10 protein-coding genes are annotated in these 16,293 nt (G+C 69.7%); 6 read left to right on the forward strand and 4 right to left on the reverse strand.

What is annotated here, in order from left to right; translation table 11 throughout:
* Positions 1–241 precede the first annotated feature (241 nt).
* The 4 genes from K8556_RS12035 to K8556_RS12050 all read left to right on the forward strand — a co-directional run bounded on the left by K8556_RS12035 (position 242) and on the right by K8556_RS12050 (position 3,811).
* Entirely contained in the window at positions 242–721 is a 480-nt protein-coding gene (locus tag K8556_RS12035) for a hypothetical protein (protein WP_223740191.1), read from the forward strand.
* Between the two features lie 154 nt (positions 722–875).
* Positions 876–1,037, forward strand: a complete 162-nt coding sequence (locus K8556_RS12040) for a hypothetical protein (RefSeq protein WP_223740192.1) — start codon at positions 876–878, stop codon at positions 1,035–1,037.
* 86 nt (positions 1,038–1,123) lie between these two features.
* Positions 1,124–3,181: a cation:proton antiporter gene (locus K8556_RS12045; protein ID WP_223740193.1), complete on the forward strand. Its 2,058-nt coding sequence runs from the start codon at positions 1,124–1,126 to the stop codon at positions 3,179–3,181.
* Between the two features lie 84 nt (positions 3,182–3,265).
* Positions 3,266–3,811, forward strand: coding sequence for a hypothetical protein (locus K8556_RS12050; RefSeq protein ID WP_223740194.1), 546 nt, complete (start codon positions 3,266–3,268; stop codon positions 3,809–3,811).
* A 30-nt stretch (positions 3,812–3,841) separates the two neighbouring features.
* On the opposite strand, the gene K8556_RS12055 is transcribed toward K8556_RS12050, so the two are convergent.
* The 3 genes from K8556_RS12055 to K8556_RS12065 form a co-directional block, all read right to left on the reverse strand.
* On the reverse strand, positions 3,842–4,489 hold the full coding sequence (locus K8556_RS12055; protein WP_223740195.1) for an isochorismatase family cysteine hydrolase: 648 nt from the start codon (positions 4,487–4,489) through the stop codon (positions 3,842–3,844).
* A gap of 235 nt (positions 4,490–4,724) precedes the next feature.
* Positions 4,725–7,238 (reverse strand): sorbosone dehydrogenase family protein, encoded by a 2,514-nt coding sequence (locus tag K8556_RS12060; protein ID WP_223740196.1) that lies wholly within the window; start codon positions 7,236–7,238, stop codon positions 4,725–4,727.
* Positions 7,239–7,248: 10 nt separating this feature from the next.
* Complete coding sequence (locus K8556_RS12065) at positions 7,249–8,223, reverse strand: WD40 repeat domain-containing protein (RefSeq protein ID WP_223740197.1); 975 nt, start codon at positions 8,221–8,223, stop codon at positions 7,249–7,251.
* Positions 8,224–8,410: 187 nt separating this feature from the next.
* Here K8556_RS12065 and K8556_RS12070 point away from each other — a divergent pair, with 187 nt between their 5' ends.
* Together K8556_RS12070 and K8556_RS12075 are read left to right on the forward strand one after the other, a co-directional pair.
* Entirely contained in the window at positions 8,411–8,995 is a 585-nt protein-coding gene (locus tag K8556_RS12070) for an SRPBCC family protein (protein ID WP_223740198.1), read from the forward strand.
* Positions 8,996–9,335: 340 nt separating this feature from the next.
* The gene (locus K8556_RS12075) at positions 9,336–11,741 is read left to right on the forward strand and encodes a hypothetical protein (protein ID WP_223740199.1); all 2,406 of its coding nucleotides are present in this window, start codon (positions 9,336–9,338) and stop codon (positions 11,739–11,741) included.
* 7 nt (positions 11,742–11,748) lie between these two features.
* Here the strand turns inward: K8556_RS12075 and K8556_RS12080 are convergent, their stop codons facing one another.
* Positions 11,749–16,248: a discoidin domain-containing protein gene (locus tag K8556_RS12080; protein WP_223740200.1), complete on the reverse strand. Its 4,500-nt coding sequence runs from the start codon at positions 16,246–16,248 to the stop codon at positions 11,749–11,751.
* Between the last annotated feature and the right edge of the window lie 45 nt (positions 16,249–16,293).

The following is a 16,293-nucleotide window of genomic DNA, read 5'->3' on the forward strand; positions in this document are numbered from 1 at the left end:
GAAGTTGAGAATGGTTCGCATTTTCGGTTGCCGAAAGGGGATATCTCCGATGGGGTGGCAACGTCAATCTGGCGCGATGCTGAAATCGTCCCGGGACGCCATCACCTGACGTTTTCGTCGCCAAGGGCGCGATTTTCCGAGGTGCGTCCGCACCCTGCTGCGTATAAAGGCAATCCGCCGACCTGTTTTCTGTCGTTGCCCGACTGTCGCATCGGGTGCGACACGCTTAGCCCCCCCATCCATGACGCCGGTCCCTTCCCACACCGGGCGTGAAGCCCCCCGCGAGGCCAGGTTCGCCCTGGCGGCGGTCGTGTGCGCGGCGGTGCTGGCCTGGTTCCTGGGGATGGTGGGGCTGCCGTCCGCGCCCCGTCACGGCGCCCACCCGGAGGCCGCGGCGTCACGGACGCATGCGCTGTCGCGCGCGCCTTCCACCCCGAAGCTGGGGTGGGAGGAGGCGGGGCTGCTGCATGGCTCGCACGTGGCCGCGCCACGGACGGGTACGCGCGATCAGGTGGACGGCGATGGCACCGGCCTGCGCCCCTCGACGCCGTTCACGCCCCGGCTGGACACGCTGCGCGCGATCCTCGCGCGCCATGACGCGCGGATGCTGGCGCGGGCCGAGGGCCTGCTTGCCCGGGCGCTCCCCTCCCGGCTCACGCCGCTGGCGGACCGTCCCCGGACGGTGAACTGCCCGGCGCAGGGCCCGCCCGTTTGGGGCTGAGCGGTTCTTCCGCGTCCCGCTTCCCCTGTTCACGGGAGCGCGCCCGTCTCCGCCCTGGTGTGACCCCTGGGGCTCGGGCGGGCAGGCCCTTCCCACGACACGAACCTTCCCACACGCGGTGCGCCCTTCGCGGCCGCGCGAGGCCCTTTTTCCCATGTCTTCCTCCCCTTCCCCCGAACCCACCCCCTCCTCCCCGCCGCAGGCCCAGCAGGGCGGCGCCACCCACGATCAGTGGCAGGGCGCGCGCCTGTTGTGGAGCGGACTGCTGTGCCTGCTCATCATCGCCGGGGCCATTGCCCTCGAGCGATGCGGTTGAGTCCGCCCTAACTTCCTGAGGATCCGGCCCCGCGCAGCGCGGGCGGGGCCGGTCATCGAGAGCCCATCACCTCCAGAGGCGCCCCCATGCACGACGCCCACGCGTTCCTCCAAGCCCTCGCCACCGTCCTATGTGTCGCGGCGGTCACCACGGTCCTCTTCCAGCGCCTGCGCCAGCCGGTGGTGCTGGGCTACATCCTCGCGGGCTTCATCATCGGGCCGCACGTCCCCATCCCATTGGTGGCGGACCCTGGCATCGTGCAGACGCTGTCGGAGCTGGGCGTCATCCTGCTGATGTTCTCCCTGGGGCTGGAGTTCAGCCTGCGGCGGCTGTTCCAGGTGGGGCCCACCGCGGGGCTCACCGCCGTCATCCAGTGCAGCGTGATGGTGTGGCTGGGCTTCATCATCGGCCGCGCCTTCGGCTGGACGATGCTGGAGAGCCTGTTCACCGGCTGCTGCATCGCCATCTCCAGCACCACCATCATCGCCAAGGCGTTCGACGAGCAGAACATCCGGGGCGCGCTGCGCGGCATCGTGGTGGGCATCCTCATCGTGGAGGACCTCATCGGCATCCTGCTGATGGCCATGCTCACGGCGGTGTCCAGCGGCACCGGCCTGTCCGCCGGGGACCTGGCGTACACGGTGGGCCGGCTGGCCGCGTTCCTCGTGGGCCTGGTCGCCATTGGCCTGTTCGTCGTGCCCCGGTTGATGCGCTACATCACGAAGCTCCAGCGGCCGGAGACGACGCTCGTCACCAGCGTGGGCATCTGCTTCGCGGGCGCGCTGCTGGCGCAGACGTTCGGCTACTCGGTGGCGCTGGGTGCGTTCCTCGCGGGCTCGCTGGTGGCGGAGTCCGGCGAGGGCAAGGAGATCGAGCACCTGGTGCAGCCGGTGCGCGACCTGTTCGGCGCGGTGTTCTTCGTGTCGGTGGGCATGCTGATCGACCCGGCGCTCATCCGCGAGCACTGGCTGGCCATCGCGGTGCTCACCGGCGTGGTCATCGGGGGGAAGATCCTCAGCGTGTCGCTGGGCGCGTTCTTCACGGGCAACGGCACGCGCACGTCCGTGCAAGCGGGCCTGAGCCTGTCCCAGATTGGCGAGTTCTCCTTCATCATCGCGGGCCTGGGCCTGTCGCTGAAGGCGACGGGCACGTTCCTCTACCCGGTGGCGGTGGCCGTGTCCGCCATCACCACGCTGACGACGCCGTGGCTCATCCGCGCGTCGGGGCCCATCGCCAACTGGGTGGACCGCAAGCTGCCGGCGCCGCTCCAGACGTTCGCGTCGCTGTACGGAAGCTGGGTGGAGAACCTGCGCACGTCGCCGCGCCAGAAGACGGTGGGCGCGCGCGTGCGGCGCATGGGGCTCTTGATGCTGCTGGACGCGGCGTTCATCACCATCATCGTCATTGGCACGTCGGTGCTGCTGCCCCAGGTGACGGAGTTCATCGACGAGCGCATGGGCTGGGGCAAGACGCTGACGCCGTGGATCGTCATCGGCCTGTCCACGGCGCTGGCCCTGCCCTTCTGCGTGGGCATCGTGCGCATGGGGCGGCGGCTGGGCGTGGTGCTCGCGGAGGGCGCGCTCCCGGCCGCGGCCAACGGCAAGGTGGACCTGGCGGCGGCGCCCCGGCGGGTGCTGGTGGTGGCGCTCCAGTTGGCCAGCGTCTTCATGGTGGGCGTGCCGGTGCTGGCCATCACCCAGCCGTTCCTGCCCGGCGTGCCCGGCGCGGTGATCCTGCTGGTGTCCCTGGGGGTGATGGGCTTCGCCTTCTGGAAGAGCGCCACGAACCTGCAGGGCCACATGCGCGCGGGCGCGCAGGTCATCGTGGAGGCGCTCGCGGCCCAGTCCCACGCCAAGGGCGACGAGGACGAGCCGTCACCGGACGTGCTGCACGGCGTGCGTCAGATGCTGCCCGGCATCGGCGAACCGGAGTCGGTGGCGCTCGGCGAGTCCAGCGCGGCGGTGGGCCGGACGCTGGCGGAGCTCAACCTGCGCGGGATGACGGGGGCCACGGTGCTGGCCATCCGGCGGGGCGACGCGGGCGTGCTGGTGCCCACCGCGCAGGAGGTGCTGCGCGCGGGTGACATCCTCGCGCTCGCGGGGACGCACGAGGCCATCGACGCGGCGAAGGACGTGCTCGGCTGACGCGGGGCACCGGACGCAATGGGGGACGCGGCCGTCCGTAGCAAGGGCATGCCGCTCCCCTTCCGTCTTCCGGAGGTCTCCGCCATGCGTCGCCCGCTCCTGCCCACCCTGCTGCTCGCCTGCACGCTGGCCGTTCCCGCCCTGGCGGCGGAGCCGGCGAAGAAGCCGGCCAAGGCCCCCGCCAAGGCCATCTGCGTCAACGTCAAGGACGGGAGCAAGGCGGTCCAGGGGACGAACCTGGTCATCGAGCCCGGGGAGAAGATCAAGGACGCGGTCGCCGTGGACGGCGACGTCATCGTGAAGAAGGGCGCGGTGGTGGACAACGACGTGGCCGCCATCCGGGGCCGCGTCATCCTGGAGCCCGGCGCGAAGGTGAAGGGCGACGTGGTGTCCATTGGCGGCGAAGTGCGGGTGTCCGCGGGCGCGCACGTCGACGGGAACGCGACGGCGCTGGGCGGCAAGCTCCAGGTGGGCAGGAAGGAGGACGTGGGCGGGGAGCAGACCTCCTTGTCCCTGGTCTTCAACGGCGACGAGCTGGTGAAGGAGTTCATCGGCAAGGCGCTCGACGAGGACGCGGGCAAGTGCCACATCCTCGACGACGACGATGACGACGGTGACAAGGACGTCTGAGCCGTCCTCCCGCGTGTCAGGGGGCCCCCGTCACTTCCATTCCGGCGGGGGCTTGCGCGTGGCGCGGCGGCGCGAGCGGGGTTGCAGGTGCACCTCGTCCCCCCGGCACACGCGCACGCGCAGGAAGCGCTGGAGCTGCTCCAGGGCCAGGTCGTGGTCCTTGTCGCTCTCCGCGCAGCAGCAGTCGCTGAGCACGGTGATCTTGTATTCGTGCATGTGCGCGTCGTGGGCGCTGAAGAAGACGCACAGGTTGGTGGCGATGCCCGCGAGCAGCAGCTTCTTCGTGCCCAGGTGCTCCAGGAGGGGCACCAGCGACGTGGCGAAGAAGGCCGAGTGCTTGGGCTTGAGGATGAAGTAGTCATCCGGCCGGGGCTTGAGCGCGCGGGCGACCCGCTGGCCCCGGCTGTCCCGCCGGGTGCAGTGCTTGTAGACGTCCGTGAAGTTGCTGCGCCACAGGTCGAAGTTGTCGTTGACGTAGATGACCGGGACGCCCGCCGTGCGCATCCTCTGAGCGAAGGGGCCCAGGCGCTCCACCATGCGCAGCGCCCAGGGCAGGACGTTCTCCCCGCCGGGGAACTCCAGGTCGTTGATGACGTCGATGATGAGCAGCGCGGTGTCATGCCGCCGCTCGTGCGGCGTGCGCGTCTGCTTCCGGACCGCCTGGCGCGGCTTCGTCACGTCCACCTCCTCGTGGCGGAAGACTAATCATCGGCGGGCGGGAGGCGGAGCCCCTGGGGGGCACTGTTCGTTTTGACGAAATGCGGCAGCGGCCACGACCTCGGCCCATCGTGCTCGACCTGTCGAAGTACGATGGCGTCAGCGTGCTCGCCATGGCGGCGCTCATCATCGCGCTCGCGGGGGCCTTCTCCCTGAGAACGCTGCGCCGCCACTCCCGCCGCCGTTGAGAGACCTTCTATCGCCGGGTGCGGCGGGGCCTCCACACGACTCCCGCGAGCAGCCACCAGGCCAGGACACCCGGAAGCGCGGTGGCGCCGGCACTGCAACCGCCGGAATCATCCTCGTCGGGATCCGTCACCGTGCCGCCGTCCTGAACGGGCCCCGCGTCCGCGCCACTTCCCCCGTCCGGCCTGGCTCCGGCATCCGGCTGGGAGCCCGCGTCCACGGCGCTGCCCGCGTCCGCCTGGGTGCCAGCGTCAGGGATTGATGACGCCTGGACCCGGACCTGGAACGTCTGGACCGCATCCGGCGACTGTCCATTGCTGGCGCGCACGGAGACGGTCGCGGTCGCTTCGGTCGCGGGCGTCCAGGACAGACGCCCACTCACAGGGTCCAGCGTCATGCCTTGCGGCCCCTGCACCAGCGTCAGCGACGGCGCGGGCTTCCCGATCGCCGTGACCGTGTACGCATAGGGCTTTCCCACTGTCGCCTGCGTCACGGGCGCGGAGGTGATGGCAGGCGCGCCGGCCACGTCCCTGGCGATGACGGTGACCACCCGCGAGGTGAGGCCCGGCGAGGACACCGTCAGCAAGGCCACGTCGTCCTCGCTGTCCGTGTCGCGCACGGTCGCCACGGTGACCGTCTTCGTGGAGGTGCCGTCCTCGGGCGTGAAGGTCAGGGAGGCGCCGCCGGTGACGGTCACGTCCGTGCTCCCCGACGTGCGGGCCACGGTGACCGTCACGGGGGAGGTCGGCACGTAGGTCAGGCCGACGGTGAAGGTGCCGCCCATCCCCTCATCCAGGTCGAACGAGGTGGTGGAGAGCTTGAGCGCCTGGACTTCATCCTCCTCGGTGCGCGCGTGGATCTCCACGCCGGGCACGCCCTCCGGGAAACCCTGGTCCATGGTGACGAAGAACGTGGCGTGATCGACCTGCGAGTCCGCGTCCTGGTCCGCGCTCAGGGTGATGAACTGCGGGACGCTCCAGTTGGTCGCGTTGAACAGGACCGGCTGCCCGGCGCTCACCCGGATGTCCGAGTCCTCTTCACGCCGCTCGAGCGCCACATACGTCGGGGCCGTGGGAGGCATGGCCAGGGAGACCGTGAGCGTCTTCGACCCTCCTTCGGGGATGACCAGGTCCTGGGTGGAGACGATCACGCCCTGGCCCACGGGCAGCGGCGTGACGCGGTAGATCGTGTTGCCGAAGGACAGCACATACAGCGCGCCGTCCGGCCCCACCGCGACGTCGGTGAACGACTCCCAGTCGGAGTAGTTCACCACGAGGTCCACCTTGTTCACGGAGCCGTCCGCTCCCAGGTCGACCCGGAACACGCTCCCGTCGAAGTCCGCGAAGAAGTAATCGCCCTCGTAGTCGGAAGGAAAGCGTGTGCCGGCGTAGAACGCGCCGCCGACCACGGCATCCCCCATCGGGTCTGTCTTCAGCCCACCGCCTCCGCTCACCGCATCCGGGCCGGGCTGCGCCACGGTGAAGGACAAGGGCGTGGGAAAGCCCGTGATGAAGCCAACGCCGTTGAAGCTGGGGTCCCGCACATCGCGCAGGTGCACCTTCTTGCCCTTGCGCAGAGAGGAGACCGGATAGGTGCCATCCACGGTGAACGTCGCGACGCCGTTCTTGCGCACGGCACCTGTCGACGTGAAGGTGTACTCCTCCCACTGGCCTGGCGTGTACGCGACCAGCGGCGACAGGAAGCCGGCGGGCTGGTTGTTCTCGTACTGCCACCAGCCCCCATGGTCGCCCCGGCCCACGCTGAAGATCTGCTCGGCGGCCTCGCCTGCGACGTTGGCCCAGAGCTTCCCGGTCGCAGGCTGGAAGCGGATCCGGAAGGGATTGCGGAAGCCCCGCGCCCAGATGAGGTCGTTGTTCGGCCCCCAGTCGTCGTAGAACGGGTTGTCCGTGGGGATGGTCCCGTCCTTGTTGACGCGAAGGATCTTCGACGCCATCTGGCTCAGGTCATCATTGCCACCCTCGGACGAGCCCAGGTCCCCTACCCCAAAGTACAAGCGGCCATCTGGACCGAAGGCCAGCCCTCCGCCGTTGTGGCTCGAGCCCGAGGGGATGTTGTCGACGATGACGGTCCGCTCGACACCGACGCCCGCCGAGTCCCTGAACCGGAGGATCTGCGTGATGAACCGGGTGACACCTCCCACGTCGACGTTCGGCTGGTTCGCGAACACGTAGACGTAGCGGTTGGTCGCGAAGGCCGGATCGAAGACCAGGCTCTGAAGACCCTGCTCACCCCCCGTCGCCACCGCTTCATCGATGAAGGGCGTGGGCAGGAGCGCCCCGTTCTGGATGACCCGGACCTTGCCGCCCTTGAGCACCACGAAGAGGCGGTTTGAGCCGTCCGGTGCCCAGGTCAGCCCGGACGCTTCCTGGAGCGCGTCCGCCTCGATGAACTTCGAGACCTCGACGCCATAGGCGCCCGAAGGCGGAGGAGGAATGCGGGTCTGGGCTTGGGCGGTGAAGGCCGCAAGGAAGGCCAGAACAAACAAGGACGGGACTGGGCGCATGGCAGACACGCTACCATCCATTCCTCACGCCCCAGATGCCCACCTTGCCGTCATCCAGGCCCCAGCTCACGAAGCGCCCGTCGGGCGAGAAGTTCGCGGTGCTGCCCTGCTGGTCGTCCAGGTCGGAGTACGCGAAGACATGCTGCCCGTCGCGGACGTCGATGATGGCGAACGCGCTCGTGTCGGGGCTGGCCGCCAGCAGGGAACCCGCAGGGTTGAACTCCAGGTGGATGGCCAGCGATGCGGGGGCCCTGAGGCTCCGGACGATCTCCAGGGCGGGCAGCGTCAGGAACAGGAGCTCCCCCGAGGAGGTCGCGGCGACCAGGTGCTCACCGGACGGCGTGAAGGCCACGGCCCAGGTCCGCCGTGCGTCGAAGGCGCGGGTCGTGACGCGCCTGCCGGTCCGCGCGTCCCAGAGGCGCAGGGACGCATGGGTGTCGGCGTCCTGAAGTTCTTCGCCGGCCCCCGCCGCGGCGAAAGCGCCATCCGGAGAGAGCGCGCAGCCGTGGAACTGCCAGGGGTCCTCCTTCCGCCAGACGAGCCAGCGCCGCTCCAGGTCCCAGAGCATCACACGGCCCACGCTCGCCACGAGCAGCAGGCGCGTGCCATCCGCGGACAGGGATGCGTGAGAGACGGAGCCGCCCGTCTCCACGGAGGACAGCAACTGGCCGTCGGACACGGACCATGTCTGAAGGGTGCCACGCACGGTCACCGACAACAGCCGCTGGGCGTCAGGCAGGAACCACGCGGCGATACAGCCGGGGACGGACCTCGCGAAGGACGGCTGATGGGTCTGCGCATGCAGGTCCCACCAGCGCAGCGAGACGCCCCCCTGCTTCTGGACGGACAGCAGATAGCGCGACGACGCATCCCACCCCAGCCACTGCCACCGCGAGCACTGCGACAGCTCCGGCTCCCCCAGCGTGCGCAGCAGGGACAGGTGTTTCGCGGTGTCAGGGGTCAGCATCAAGGAAGGCGTGAGCATGGTGCGAGGCCGAGATGGCGCATAGCTCCTCGAGAGCGACGCTTGAAGCGGTTTCGAAAAAGGAGGCCGCGCTCCCCGCTCCGCACACCGCGTCACGGCGGGCCGCGCACTGGGGGGCTTGAGCCGGACTGAACGGGCGGCCTATGACGCGGCCTCCCCGCACAGGGGAACCCTTTCGAGGAACTTCATGTTCAAGAAGATTGCCATTGGCGCCGTCGCAGGGCTCGCGCTGTTCGCCGGCTTCGTCGCCACGCGCCCCGATACCTTCACCGTCACGCGCTCCGCCACCGTGCCGGGCTCGCCCGACATCGCGTTCGGCCTGGTCAATGACTTCCACCAGTGGAACCAGTGGTCTCCCTGGGAGGGCCTCGACCCGGACATGAAGCGGACCTTTGGCGGCGCGGAGTCGGGCGTGGGCGCCACCTATGCGTGGACCGGCAACGACGACGTGGGCCAGGGCCAGATGACCATTGAAGAGGCCTCGGTCAACGCGTCCATCCGCGTGAAGCTGGAGTTCATCAAGCCCTTCGCCTCCACCAGCATCACCACCTTCGCGTTCAAGCCCGCTGACACTGGCACCACCGTCCACTGGACCATGACCGGCGACCACAACTTCATCAGCAAGGCGATGTGCCTGTTCATGGACATGGACCAGGTCGTGGGCAAGGACTTCGAGAAGGGCCTCGCCAGCCTGAAGACCGCCGCCCAGGCCGAGGCCACGAAGCGCGCGGAGGCCGAAGCCAAGGCCTCCGTCGCCGCGCCCACGCCGTAGTCCCCAAAAAGAAGGGGCGGCCCGTGACTCCGGCCGCCCCTCCCCTCACCTCAAGCCCTCACCCTGGAGCGGGGCTTGAAATTGAGCGAGCAGGCATGGTGGAGCAAGCGGGGGGAGTCCTTCGAGAGCGCCGGCAACGCATGCACTCGGCAATCGGTTGCGCTGCGCCAGCCGAGTTCGAACGGGCAGCGGCAGGGTCCACCTGTCCACGAGAGCGGACCACGCCCACCCACGTGGGAGGGGCTGGCGTGTGCTCCTGAAGCCCTCGTGGCCTTGACGGACAGTTGCCGCATCCGGCGTTGCGGCTGACGTTCCGCTGTCCTTTCAAGAGGGGGAATGAATGAGCCGGCGAAGCGGTGCCAGGTTGCCTGGAGCGGTGTGGCGTGCGGTGCTGGCGGGACTCCTCCTCGCCTGTGATTCGATGCCGGAAGACACGTTGCTCCTGGAGCCGGAGGAGACGGCGGAAGCGGCAGCCGCGGGGCTGAGCGTGTCTCCTCCCTTCGATGTCACCGCGCCCCGGCTGAGGCCCCAGCGATTGGCGGAGAGCGGGCCCGCGATTGCTTTTGGTGGCGGGCGATTCCTCGTCGTGTGGCGGGACACGCGCGTGGGCGGCGTGTTCGCCTCGCGCATGGACCCGGACGGCACGTTGAAAGATCCGTCCGGCATCGCGCTCAACCCGGAGCCCTCGCTGCCCTCCGGAGACCCGAGCGTGGCCTATGACGGGACGAACTTCGTCGTCGTGTGGAGGAACTCGAGCGACGGCATCTTCGGCACGCGCGTGAGCCCGGGCGGCGCAGTGGTGGGGCCGCGTTTCACGGTGTCCAACTCGGATGAGATTGGCGGTGGGCCGCCGGGGCTCGCCTGTGCGCCCACGGTGTGCATGGTGGCTTTCGAGAGCATCGGCGACCTTGCCACCACCATCACCGCGCGGCGGGTGCTGCCCGACGGGACGGTGCTCCAGAACGAGGCGTCGCTGTCGCCCGACCTCCCCGGCATCATGAGCGACACCACGGTGGCGTGGAATGGTGAGCGCTTCCTCGTCGTCTGGGCGGACGCGCGTGGCGGCGAGTCCACGCCGGACATCTATGGCAACCGCGTGCTGCCGGACGGTACCGTCCTGGACGGGGCCCGGTTGGGCTTCCCCATTGCCCGCGCGTCGGGCGTGCAGCGCCACCCCTCCGTCGTCTGGACGGGCACGCGCTTTCTCGTCGTGTGGGACGACACCCGGCGCGGAGGAGCGCCGGACATCTTCGCCGCGCGTGTGCGCGACAGCGGGGAGGTGTCCGAGCCGGGCGGCATCCGCATCTCCACCGCCAGCGGCGCGCAGCGCTTCCCCCGCGTGGCCCCGCAGGGCGGCAAGTCGCTCATCGTCTGGGAGGACCTGCGCTCCGGACACCGCCGCGCCTGGGGCGCGCGCATCACCGAGGCCGGCGAGCTGGTAGACACGTCCGGTATCCCCATCTCCGAGGGAGAGGAGCCCGAGGAGCGCCTGCCCTTCGTGGCCGGCGGTGGTGACAGGTACCTCGTCGCGTGGGCGGGCGCGGTGGACGCCACGGACGAGGGGCCCATGTACATCCGGGGCAAGCGGGTGAGCCGGCCGGGCGAGGTGCTGGACGATACGTCGAAGCTTTTCACGCGCGCGGCGAACCGGCAGGAGGTGCCCGCGGTGGCGGCCAACGCGGACGGGTACCTCGTGGCATGGCGAGAGACGCGCTCCCCGGACGGGCCGACGGTGTACGCAGCGCGGATGCGGCCGGATGGGAGCGTCCTGGACGTCAATGGCATCCGCCTGCCGAGCGGCATGGACCCGCAATACATCCAGGTGGCGTCGGACGGCCGCGACTTCCTGGTGGTGTGGGCGGAGCGCGAGCCGGGCGGCTACGACAAGAACATCCGCGGCGCACGGGTGAGCCGCTCCGGCGCGGTGCTGGATGCCACGGGCATCTCCCTCGTCACGGTGACGGGCGACCAGGAGCGGCCCGCGGTGGACTTCTTCGGTGGCGTGTACCTGGTGGTGTGGGAGGACGACCGGGAGAGGGAAACGGGCATGGACGCGTTCTCAATCTACGGCGCGCGGGTAAGCACCTCGGGCGTGGTGCTGGAGCCGGACGGCCGGCGCTTCAGCTCGGGGCTGGCCTTCACGTCGTCGCCCGGGGTGACGCATGCCGGGAGCAACTTCCTGGTGACGTGGTCGGAGGATGGGACGCCGATTCGCGGCGCGCGGATGACGCCCGGGGGAACGATGCTGGACCCTGGCGGCTTCCCCCTCCTGACGACGGGGCCCGTCGCATCCGTCCCGTCGCTGTCCACGGATGGAACGGTGGTGCTGGTGGTATGGGAGCAGTGGCAGGGCCCGAACACCAACCTCAGCGACGTGTATGGGATGCGAGTGACGTCCGGAGGCACGGTGCCGGGCACGCCTTTCCTCATCGCCTCCGGCCCGCTGAGCGAGGGCAACCCGCGCGCCACATTCGACGGGAATGTCCACCTCGTGGTGTGGGAGCGGGATGACGAGCCGCTGAGCTTCCGCTCGGTGTCGGATGTGTTTGCCACACGGGTGACGCAAGCGGGCGCGGTGCTGGACGTGGCGGGCATCCCGCTTGCCACCACCCCCGACGTGGCGGAGCGCGGCCCGGTGGTGGCGTCCGTGGGAGGCGCACGCTCGGTCGTGCTCTTCGAGCGCTGGGTGCCGGCCCCGGAAGTCAACGAGACGCGGGTGCGGGCGCGGCTGCTGGACAGTGACTGAACCCGCTCTACTTCGTGAAGGTGATGGGCCCCGAGGACAGCGTGGTGTTGTTCGCGCCGTCCACCGCGCGCACGCGCCACGTGTGCGTTCCCATGGACAGGCCGCCCAGCGTCGTCTGCTCCGTGCCCACGCCGTACACCTCGAACTCCCACAGCGAGTAGCCGTACGCCGTCGCGCGCTGCACGCCGCGCATGCGCACGTAGCGGCCCACGCCGGCCACCGTCCAGTCGTCGATGCCGCCGTCGCCGGTGTCCACCGTCTTCAGCGCCGTCCAGGTGGCGTTGTCCAGCGACGCCTCCAGGACGTAACGGCGGCCGTACGCGGCCTCCCAGTTCAGCACGATGCGCTTGAGCGAATAGATGGCCCCCAGATCGAGGGTGATGGACTCCGTGTCCCCCGTGGTCGCCGTGCCCACGCTGGACCAGCGCGTCGCCAGGCTGCCGTCCACCGCGTCGTTCGCGCTGCCGAACTCCACGGACGTGGCGTAGGCGTTCTTCCCCCGCGCCAGGTTCGTGCCCGCCGGCACCGGCGTGCTGCGCAGGATGGAGGGGCTCCGGTCCGCGCCGTCCACGATGAGGACGTACTCCGCCACGCCCGCGCCCACGTCCGTCGTCTGCTCCCAGATGAAGCGCGTGGACGTGCCCGGCACCGACTGCCCGGCCGACGGAGACAGCGCCGCGAAGGCCGCCGGAGGCGTCGTGTCGTTCAGCGTGAAGGTGAACGTCGCGGACTGCGTGACGCCGTTCGCCCAGTTGAACGCCTTCACGAACCAGGTGTGCACCCCGTTGGCCAGCTTCAGCCCGTCCAGCGCCGCCGCCGGCGTCTGGGTGATGGCCACCGGCATCGCGCCACCGTCCAGATACACCTCGTACCGCTGGATGCCCGTCTGCGGGTCGCTGCTCGCCGCCCAGGTGAACGCCGGACGCGTGCCGGTGATCACCAGGTTGTTCGCGGGCGTCAGCAGGCTGAACGCCGCGGGCGGCGTCGCGTCCGTCAGACCAAAGCCCTGGATGCCCGAGCCGTACTGGTACAGCGGGTTGCCGTACGTGGGCGGCACCGGCAGGCCCGCCGCGATCTTCTGGCGGATGGCCGCGCGCTCCGCGTCCGTCGCGCCCAGGTCGAACGGCAGGTCCCACTTCTCCAACTGGTTGCTCTCCACGTCCGTGCCGATCTGGCTCATGCTCCGCGGGAGCTGCCAGGGCGTCTTGCCGCGCGGCAGCACGTCACCGAACAGCACGTCCGCCACCGCGTAGCCGCCCATGTCGCCGGGGCGGTACGCCAGCATCAGCGCGTTGGAGAGCGGCACCACGTTCGTCAGCACATAGGGCCGCGGGCTGATGACGACCACCGTCGTGGGGATGCCCCGCGACTTGAAGCCGTTGATGATGCCGTACTGGTCGCCCCACTTCGCGTCGTGGGCGGGGCCAATCGGGTCGCCCGGCAGGTACGGCTTCTCCTTGTCCCACTCCGTGCCGTGGGTGAAGTAGCTCTCGCCCACCACCACGATGGCCGCGTCCGGCGTCACGCCCGCGGGCGCGTTGTCCTTGTAGACCGTGAGCCCCGCCGCCTCCGCGCGCGCCTTCACCGCCGCGTAGATGGTCGGGTCGCCGAACTCGTTGCCGTGGAAGTCCGAGCGCCAGGTCACCATGCAGGACATGTCGTCCGCGCGCGGGCCCGCGATGACCAGCTTGCCGCCCGCCGGCAGGCGGATGGGCAGCGCGCCGTCGTTCTTGAGCAGCGTCATGGCCTCCTGCGACGCCCGGCGCACCGCCGCCTTGCTGTCCGCGGTGTGCCACTGGGACGTGCCCGCCGGGCCCTGCTTGTACGGGTCCTCGAAGATGCCCAGGCGGAACTTCAGGTCCAGGATGCGGCGCACGGAGTCGTTGATGCGCGCGAGGGGGACCTCGTTCTCGAAGTTGGCCATGGCCTGCGGCGTCGCGCCGCCCATCACGTCCGAGCCCGCCGTGGCGGAGCGCACCCACGAACCCGACGGCAGCCAGTCCGAGCAGATGACGCCGTCGTACTTCAACTGGTTGCGCAGGTAGTTGAGGATGCCCGGGTTGTCACCCGCGCCGTAGCCCTCCGGCCCCAGGAGCCAACTGCCCGCGTAGCCCGGCATGATGCCGCTGGTGCCCGCCTCGATGGCCGCGTGCCACGGACGCATGTGGTAGTGGAGGGTCGTGCCGTCGTAGGTGATGCCCGCCTCACCGCCAGCGCCCTGCCCCGGCCAGTGCTTCGTCGTCACCCAGATGGAGCTCGGGTTCACCTCCGGACCGCCCTGGAGGCCCGCGATGAGCGCGCGGGTGATGCCCGCCGCCAGGTCCGCGTCCTCGCCGTTGCCTTCCTGCGTGCGCGGATACAGGACCTTGGTGTTCACCTCCGCCAGCGGCGACAGCGTGCCTCGGCTGCCAATGGCCAACTGCTCACGGCGCTGGATGTCACCCATCTCGTGGATCGTGTCCAGGTCGCGCGTGGCCGCGAGCGCCGGCTGCGTGGGCCAGCTCGTCTTGTAGCCGTGGATGGTGTCACCCGCGTCGATGTGCGGGATGCCCAGGCGCGTGGCCGCGGACGCCTTCTGGAACAGGGGGATGTCCGTGGGCGACAGGGGCCCCATCTGGAAGCCCGCCTCCGGGTACGTCTTGGCGTCGTAGAACATCTGCAGCGCCTTCTCGCGCAGCGTCATGCGGCCCAGCAAGTCGTTCACGCGCACGGAGATGGGGTTGTGCCAGTCCTCGTACGGTTCAATCGTCCCGTTCTTGTTCAGGTCGCGGATGCCGTTGATGAGGTTGACGCCGTCCGCCTGCGTCTCCACCACCGGCAGGTACACGCTGAAGTTGCCGATGTCCGAGCGCGACGTGGTGCCGCCCGACAACGTGGCCACGACGTACCACTTGTACGTCCAGCGGTCCGGCAGGTCCTCCGTGAAGGTGAAGGACGTGCCCGTCTGCGACGCCACCTGCGTGTAGCGGTCCAGCAGGTTGCCCGCCGCCATCCAGTCGTAGTCGTCGCGCGTGAGGTTGACGTAGAGCTTGTAGTTCGTCGCGCCCGTCACCGGGGCCCACGAAAGCGTGGGACGGCGGGTCGCGGTGAGCATCGCGTTGTTGACCGGCGAGACCAGGCGGAACGCTCCGGCCACCGGCAGCGGCGCGGGCGCCACGTACGGGTCCGGGATGATGGTCGGGTCGCGCGGATCCGTGGGGCCGTTGCCCGTGGAGAAGATTTCGACGTTCCAGTCCGCGCCCTGCACCGCGAGCGCCGTGACGGACTGCGCGCGCTGCTGCACGCCGTTCACGTCCACCACCGCCAGGCGGATGTCCGTGTTGGGCTGCGTGGGAGAGAACTGGTTCTTCGACAGCGTCACCGTCGTGTTGGGCGGGAACGTGAGCTGGTACGTGAAGGGCCCGGGCGGGTTGCGCACGGACGGCGTGGTGTTGCCCTCCTCCGGCACCGGCGTCACCGACAGCGGCGCGGGCGACACGTTGATCTTCGCGTACGCCAGCTCCGGGAAGTTCAGCTTGAGGGTCTGGTTGGTGGTCTGCGTGGGCGGCGGCGTCGTGCCCCCGCTCTGGTAGACCTCGAAGGACCACAGCGAGTAGCCGTAGCCCGTGCCGCGCTCCGTGCCGCGCATGCGGAGGTAGCGCCAGGTGCCGGACACGGGAATCTCCCGGCGGCCGATGGCGCCGTTGGTCACCGTGTTGAGCGGGGTCCAGGTGCTGTCGTTGTTGGAGCCTTCAATCGTGTACGTCTTGCCGTAGGCCCCCTCCCAGTCCAACACCACCTTGCCCACCACCTGGGACGAACCCAGGTCCACGCGGATCCACTGCGGGTCCACGCCCTGCGCGGAGGCCCAGCGCGTGTTGACGTCGCCGTCGAACGCGAAGCCCGGCTGGAGCCCCGCGGCGTCCGCCTCCACGCTGGACGCGGTGGCCGGGCGGTTGCGCGCCAGGTCCGTGTTGGCGGGAGGCGGCGTCGTGCCGCCCGTCTCATAGACGGCGAACTCCCACAGCGAATAGCCATACGCGGGCAGCGCGCGCGTGACGCCCTGCATGCGCACGTAGCGGCCCGTGATGCCGGACGGCAGCGACAGGTCGTCCACCGCGCCGTCACCGGTGTTCACCGTCAGCGCGTCCGTGAAGGTGGTGTTGTCGTTGGAGACCTGGATTTTGTAGACCGTGGCGTAGGCGGCCTCCCAGGTGAGCACCACGCGCGAAATCGTGCGCGTCTGGCCCAGGTCCACGGTGATCCACTCGTTCGCCGTGAAGCCGCTGGCCCAGCGGGTGCCCCCGTCGCCGTCCACCGCGTACTGCCCCAGGAAGGGCCCCTCCGCGGAGGAGGTCAAGGTGGTCTTGTTCAGCGCGACGTTCGTCTGCGCGCGGGCGTCGGACGCGCCCAGGAGCGACACCAGCATGAGCACCGCGGCGATGGCCTGTAACAACCAGACACGCGGTGCTTCACGGAGACATGGGCTTGCGCCCCTGCTTGACAATTGCGGCAAGGATCCAGACATTGGGGGATGACTCCTTGAGTAGGAACAGCAACCGCATCCCTGCCC

This window comes from Corallococcus sp. AS-1-12 (assembly GCF_020036995.1).
Taxonomy (GTDB): Bacteria; Myxococcota; Myxococcia; order Myxococcales; family Myxococcaceae; genus Corallococcus.

What these genes read in the sequence shown, in the direction of transcription:
- K8556_RS12080 (WP_223740200.1), bottom strand. Translation starts at nt 16,248, where the DNA reads ATGTCTGGATCCTTGCCGCAATTGTCAAGCAGGGGCGCAAGCCCATGT.
- K8556_RS12035 (WP_223740191.1), top strand. Translation starts at nt 242, where the DNA reads ATGACGCCGGTCCCTTCCCACACCGGGCGTGAAGCCCCCCGCGAGGCC.
- K8556_RS12070 (WP_223740198.1), top strand. Translation starts at nt 8,411, where the DNA reads ATGTTCAAGAAGATTGCCATTGGCGCCGTCGCAGGGCTCGCGCTGTTC.
- K8556_RS12075 (WP_223740199.1), top strand. Translation starts at nt 9,336, where the DNA reads ATGAGCCGGCGAAGCGGTGCCAGGTTGCCTGGAGCGGTGTGGCGTGCG.
- K8556_RS12040 (WP_223740192.1), top strand. Translation starts at nt 876, where the DNA reads ATGTCTTCCTCCCCTTCCCCCGAACCCACCCCCTCCTCCCCGCCGCAG.
- K8556_RS12050 (WP_223740194.1), top strand. Translation starts at nt 3,266, where the DNA reads ATGCGTCGCCCGCTCCTGCCCACCCTGCTGCTCGCCTGCACGCTGGCC.
- K8556_RS12060 (WP_223740196.1), bottom strand. Translation starts at nt 7,238, where the DNA reads ATGCGCCCAGTCCCGTCCTTGTTTGTTCTGGCCTTCCTTGCGGCCTTC.
- K8556_RS12065 (WP_223740197.1), bottom strand. Translation starts at nt 8,223, where the DNA reads ATGCTCACGCCTTCCTTGATGCTGACCCCTGACACCGCGAAACACCTG.
- K8556_RS12045 (WP_223740193.1), top strand. Translation starts at nt 1,124, where the DNA reads ATGCACGACGCCCACGCGTTCCTCCAAGCCCTCGCCACCGTCCTATGT.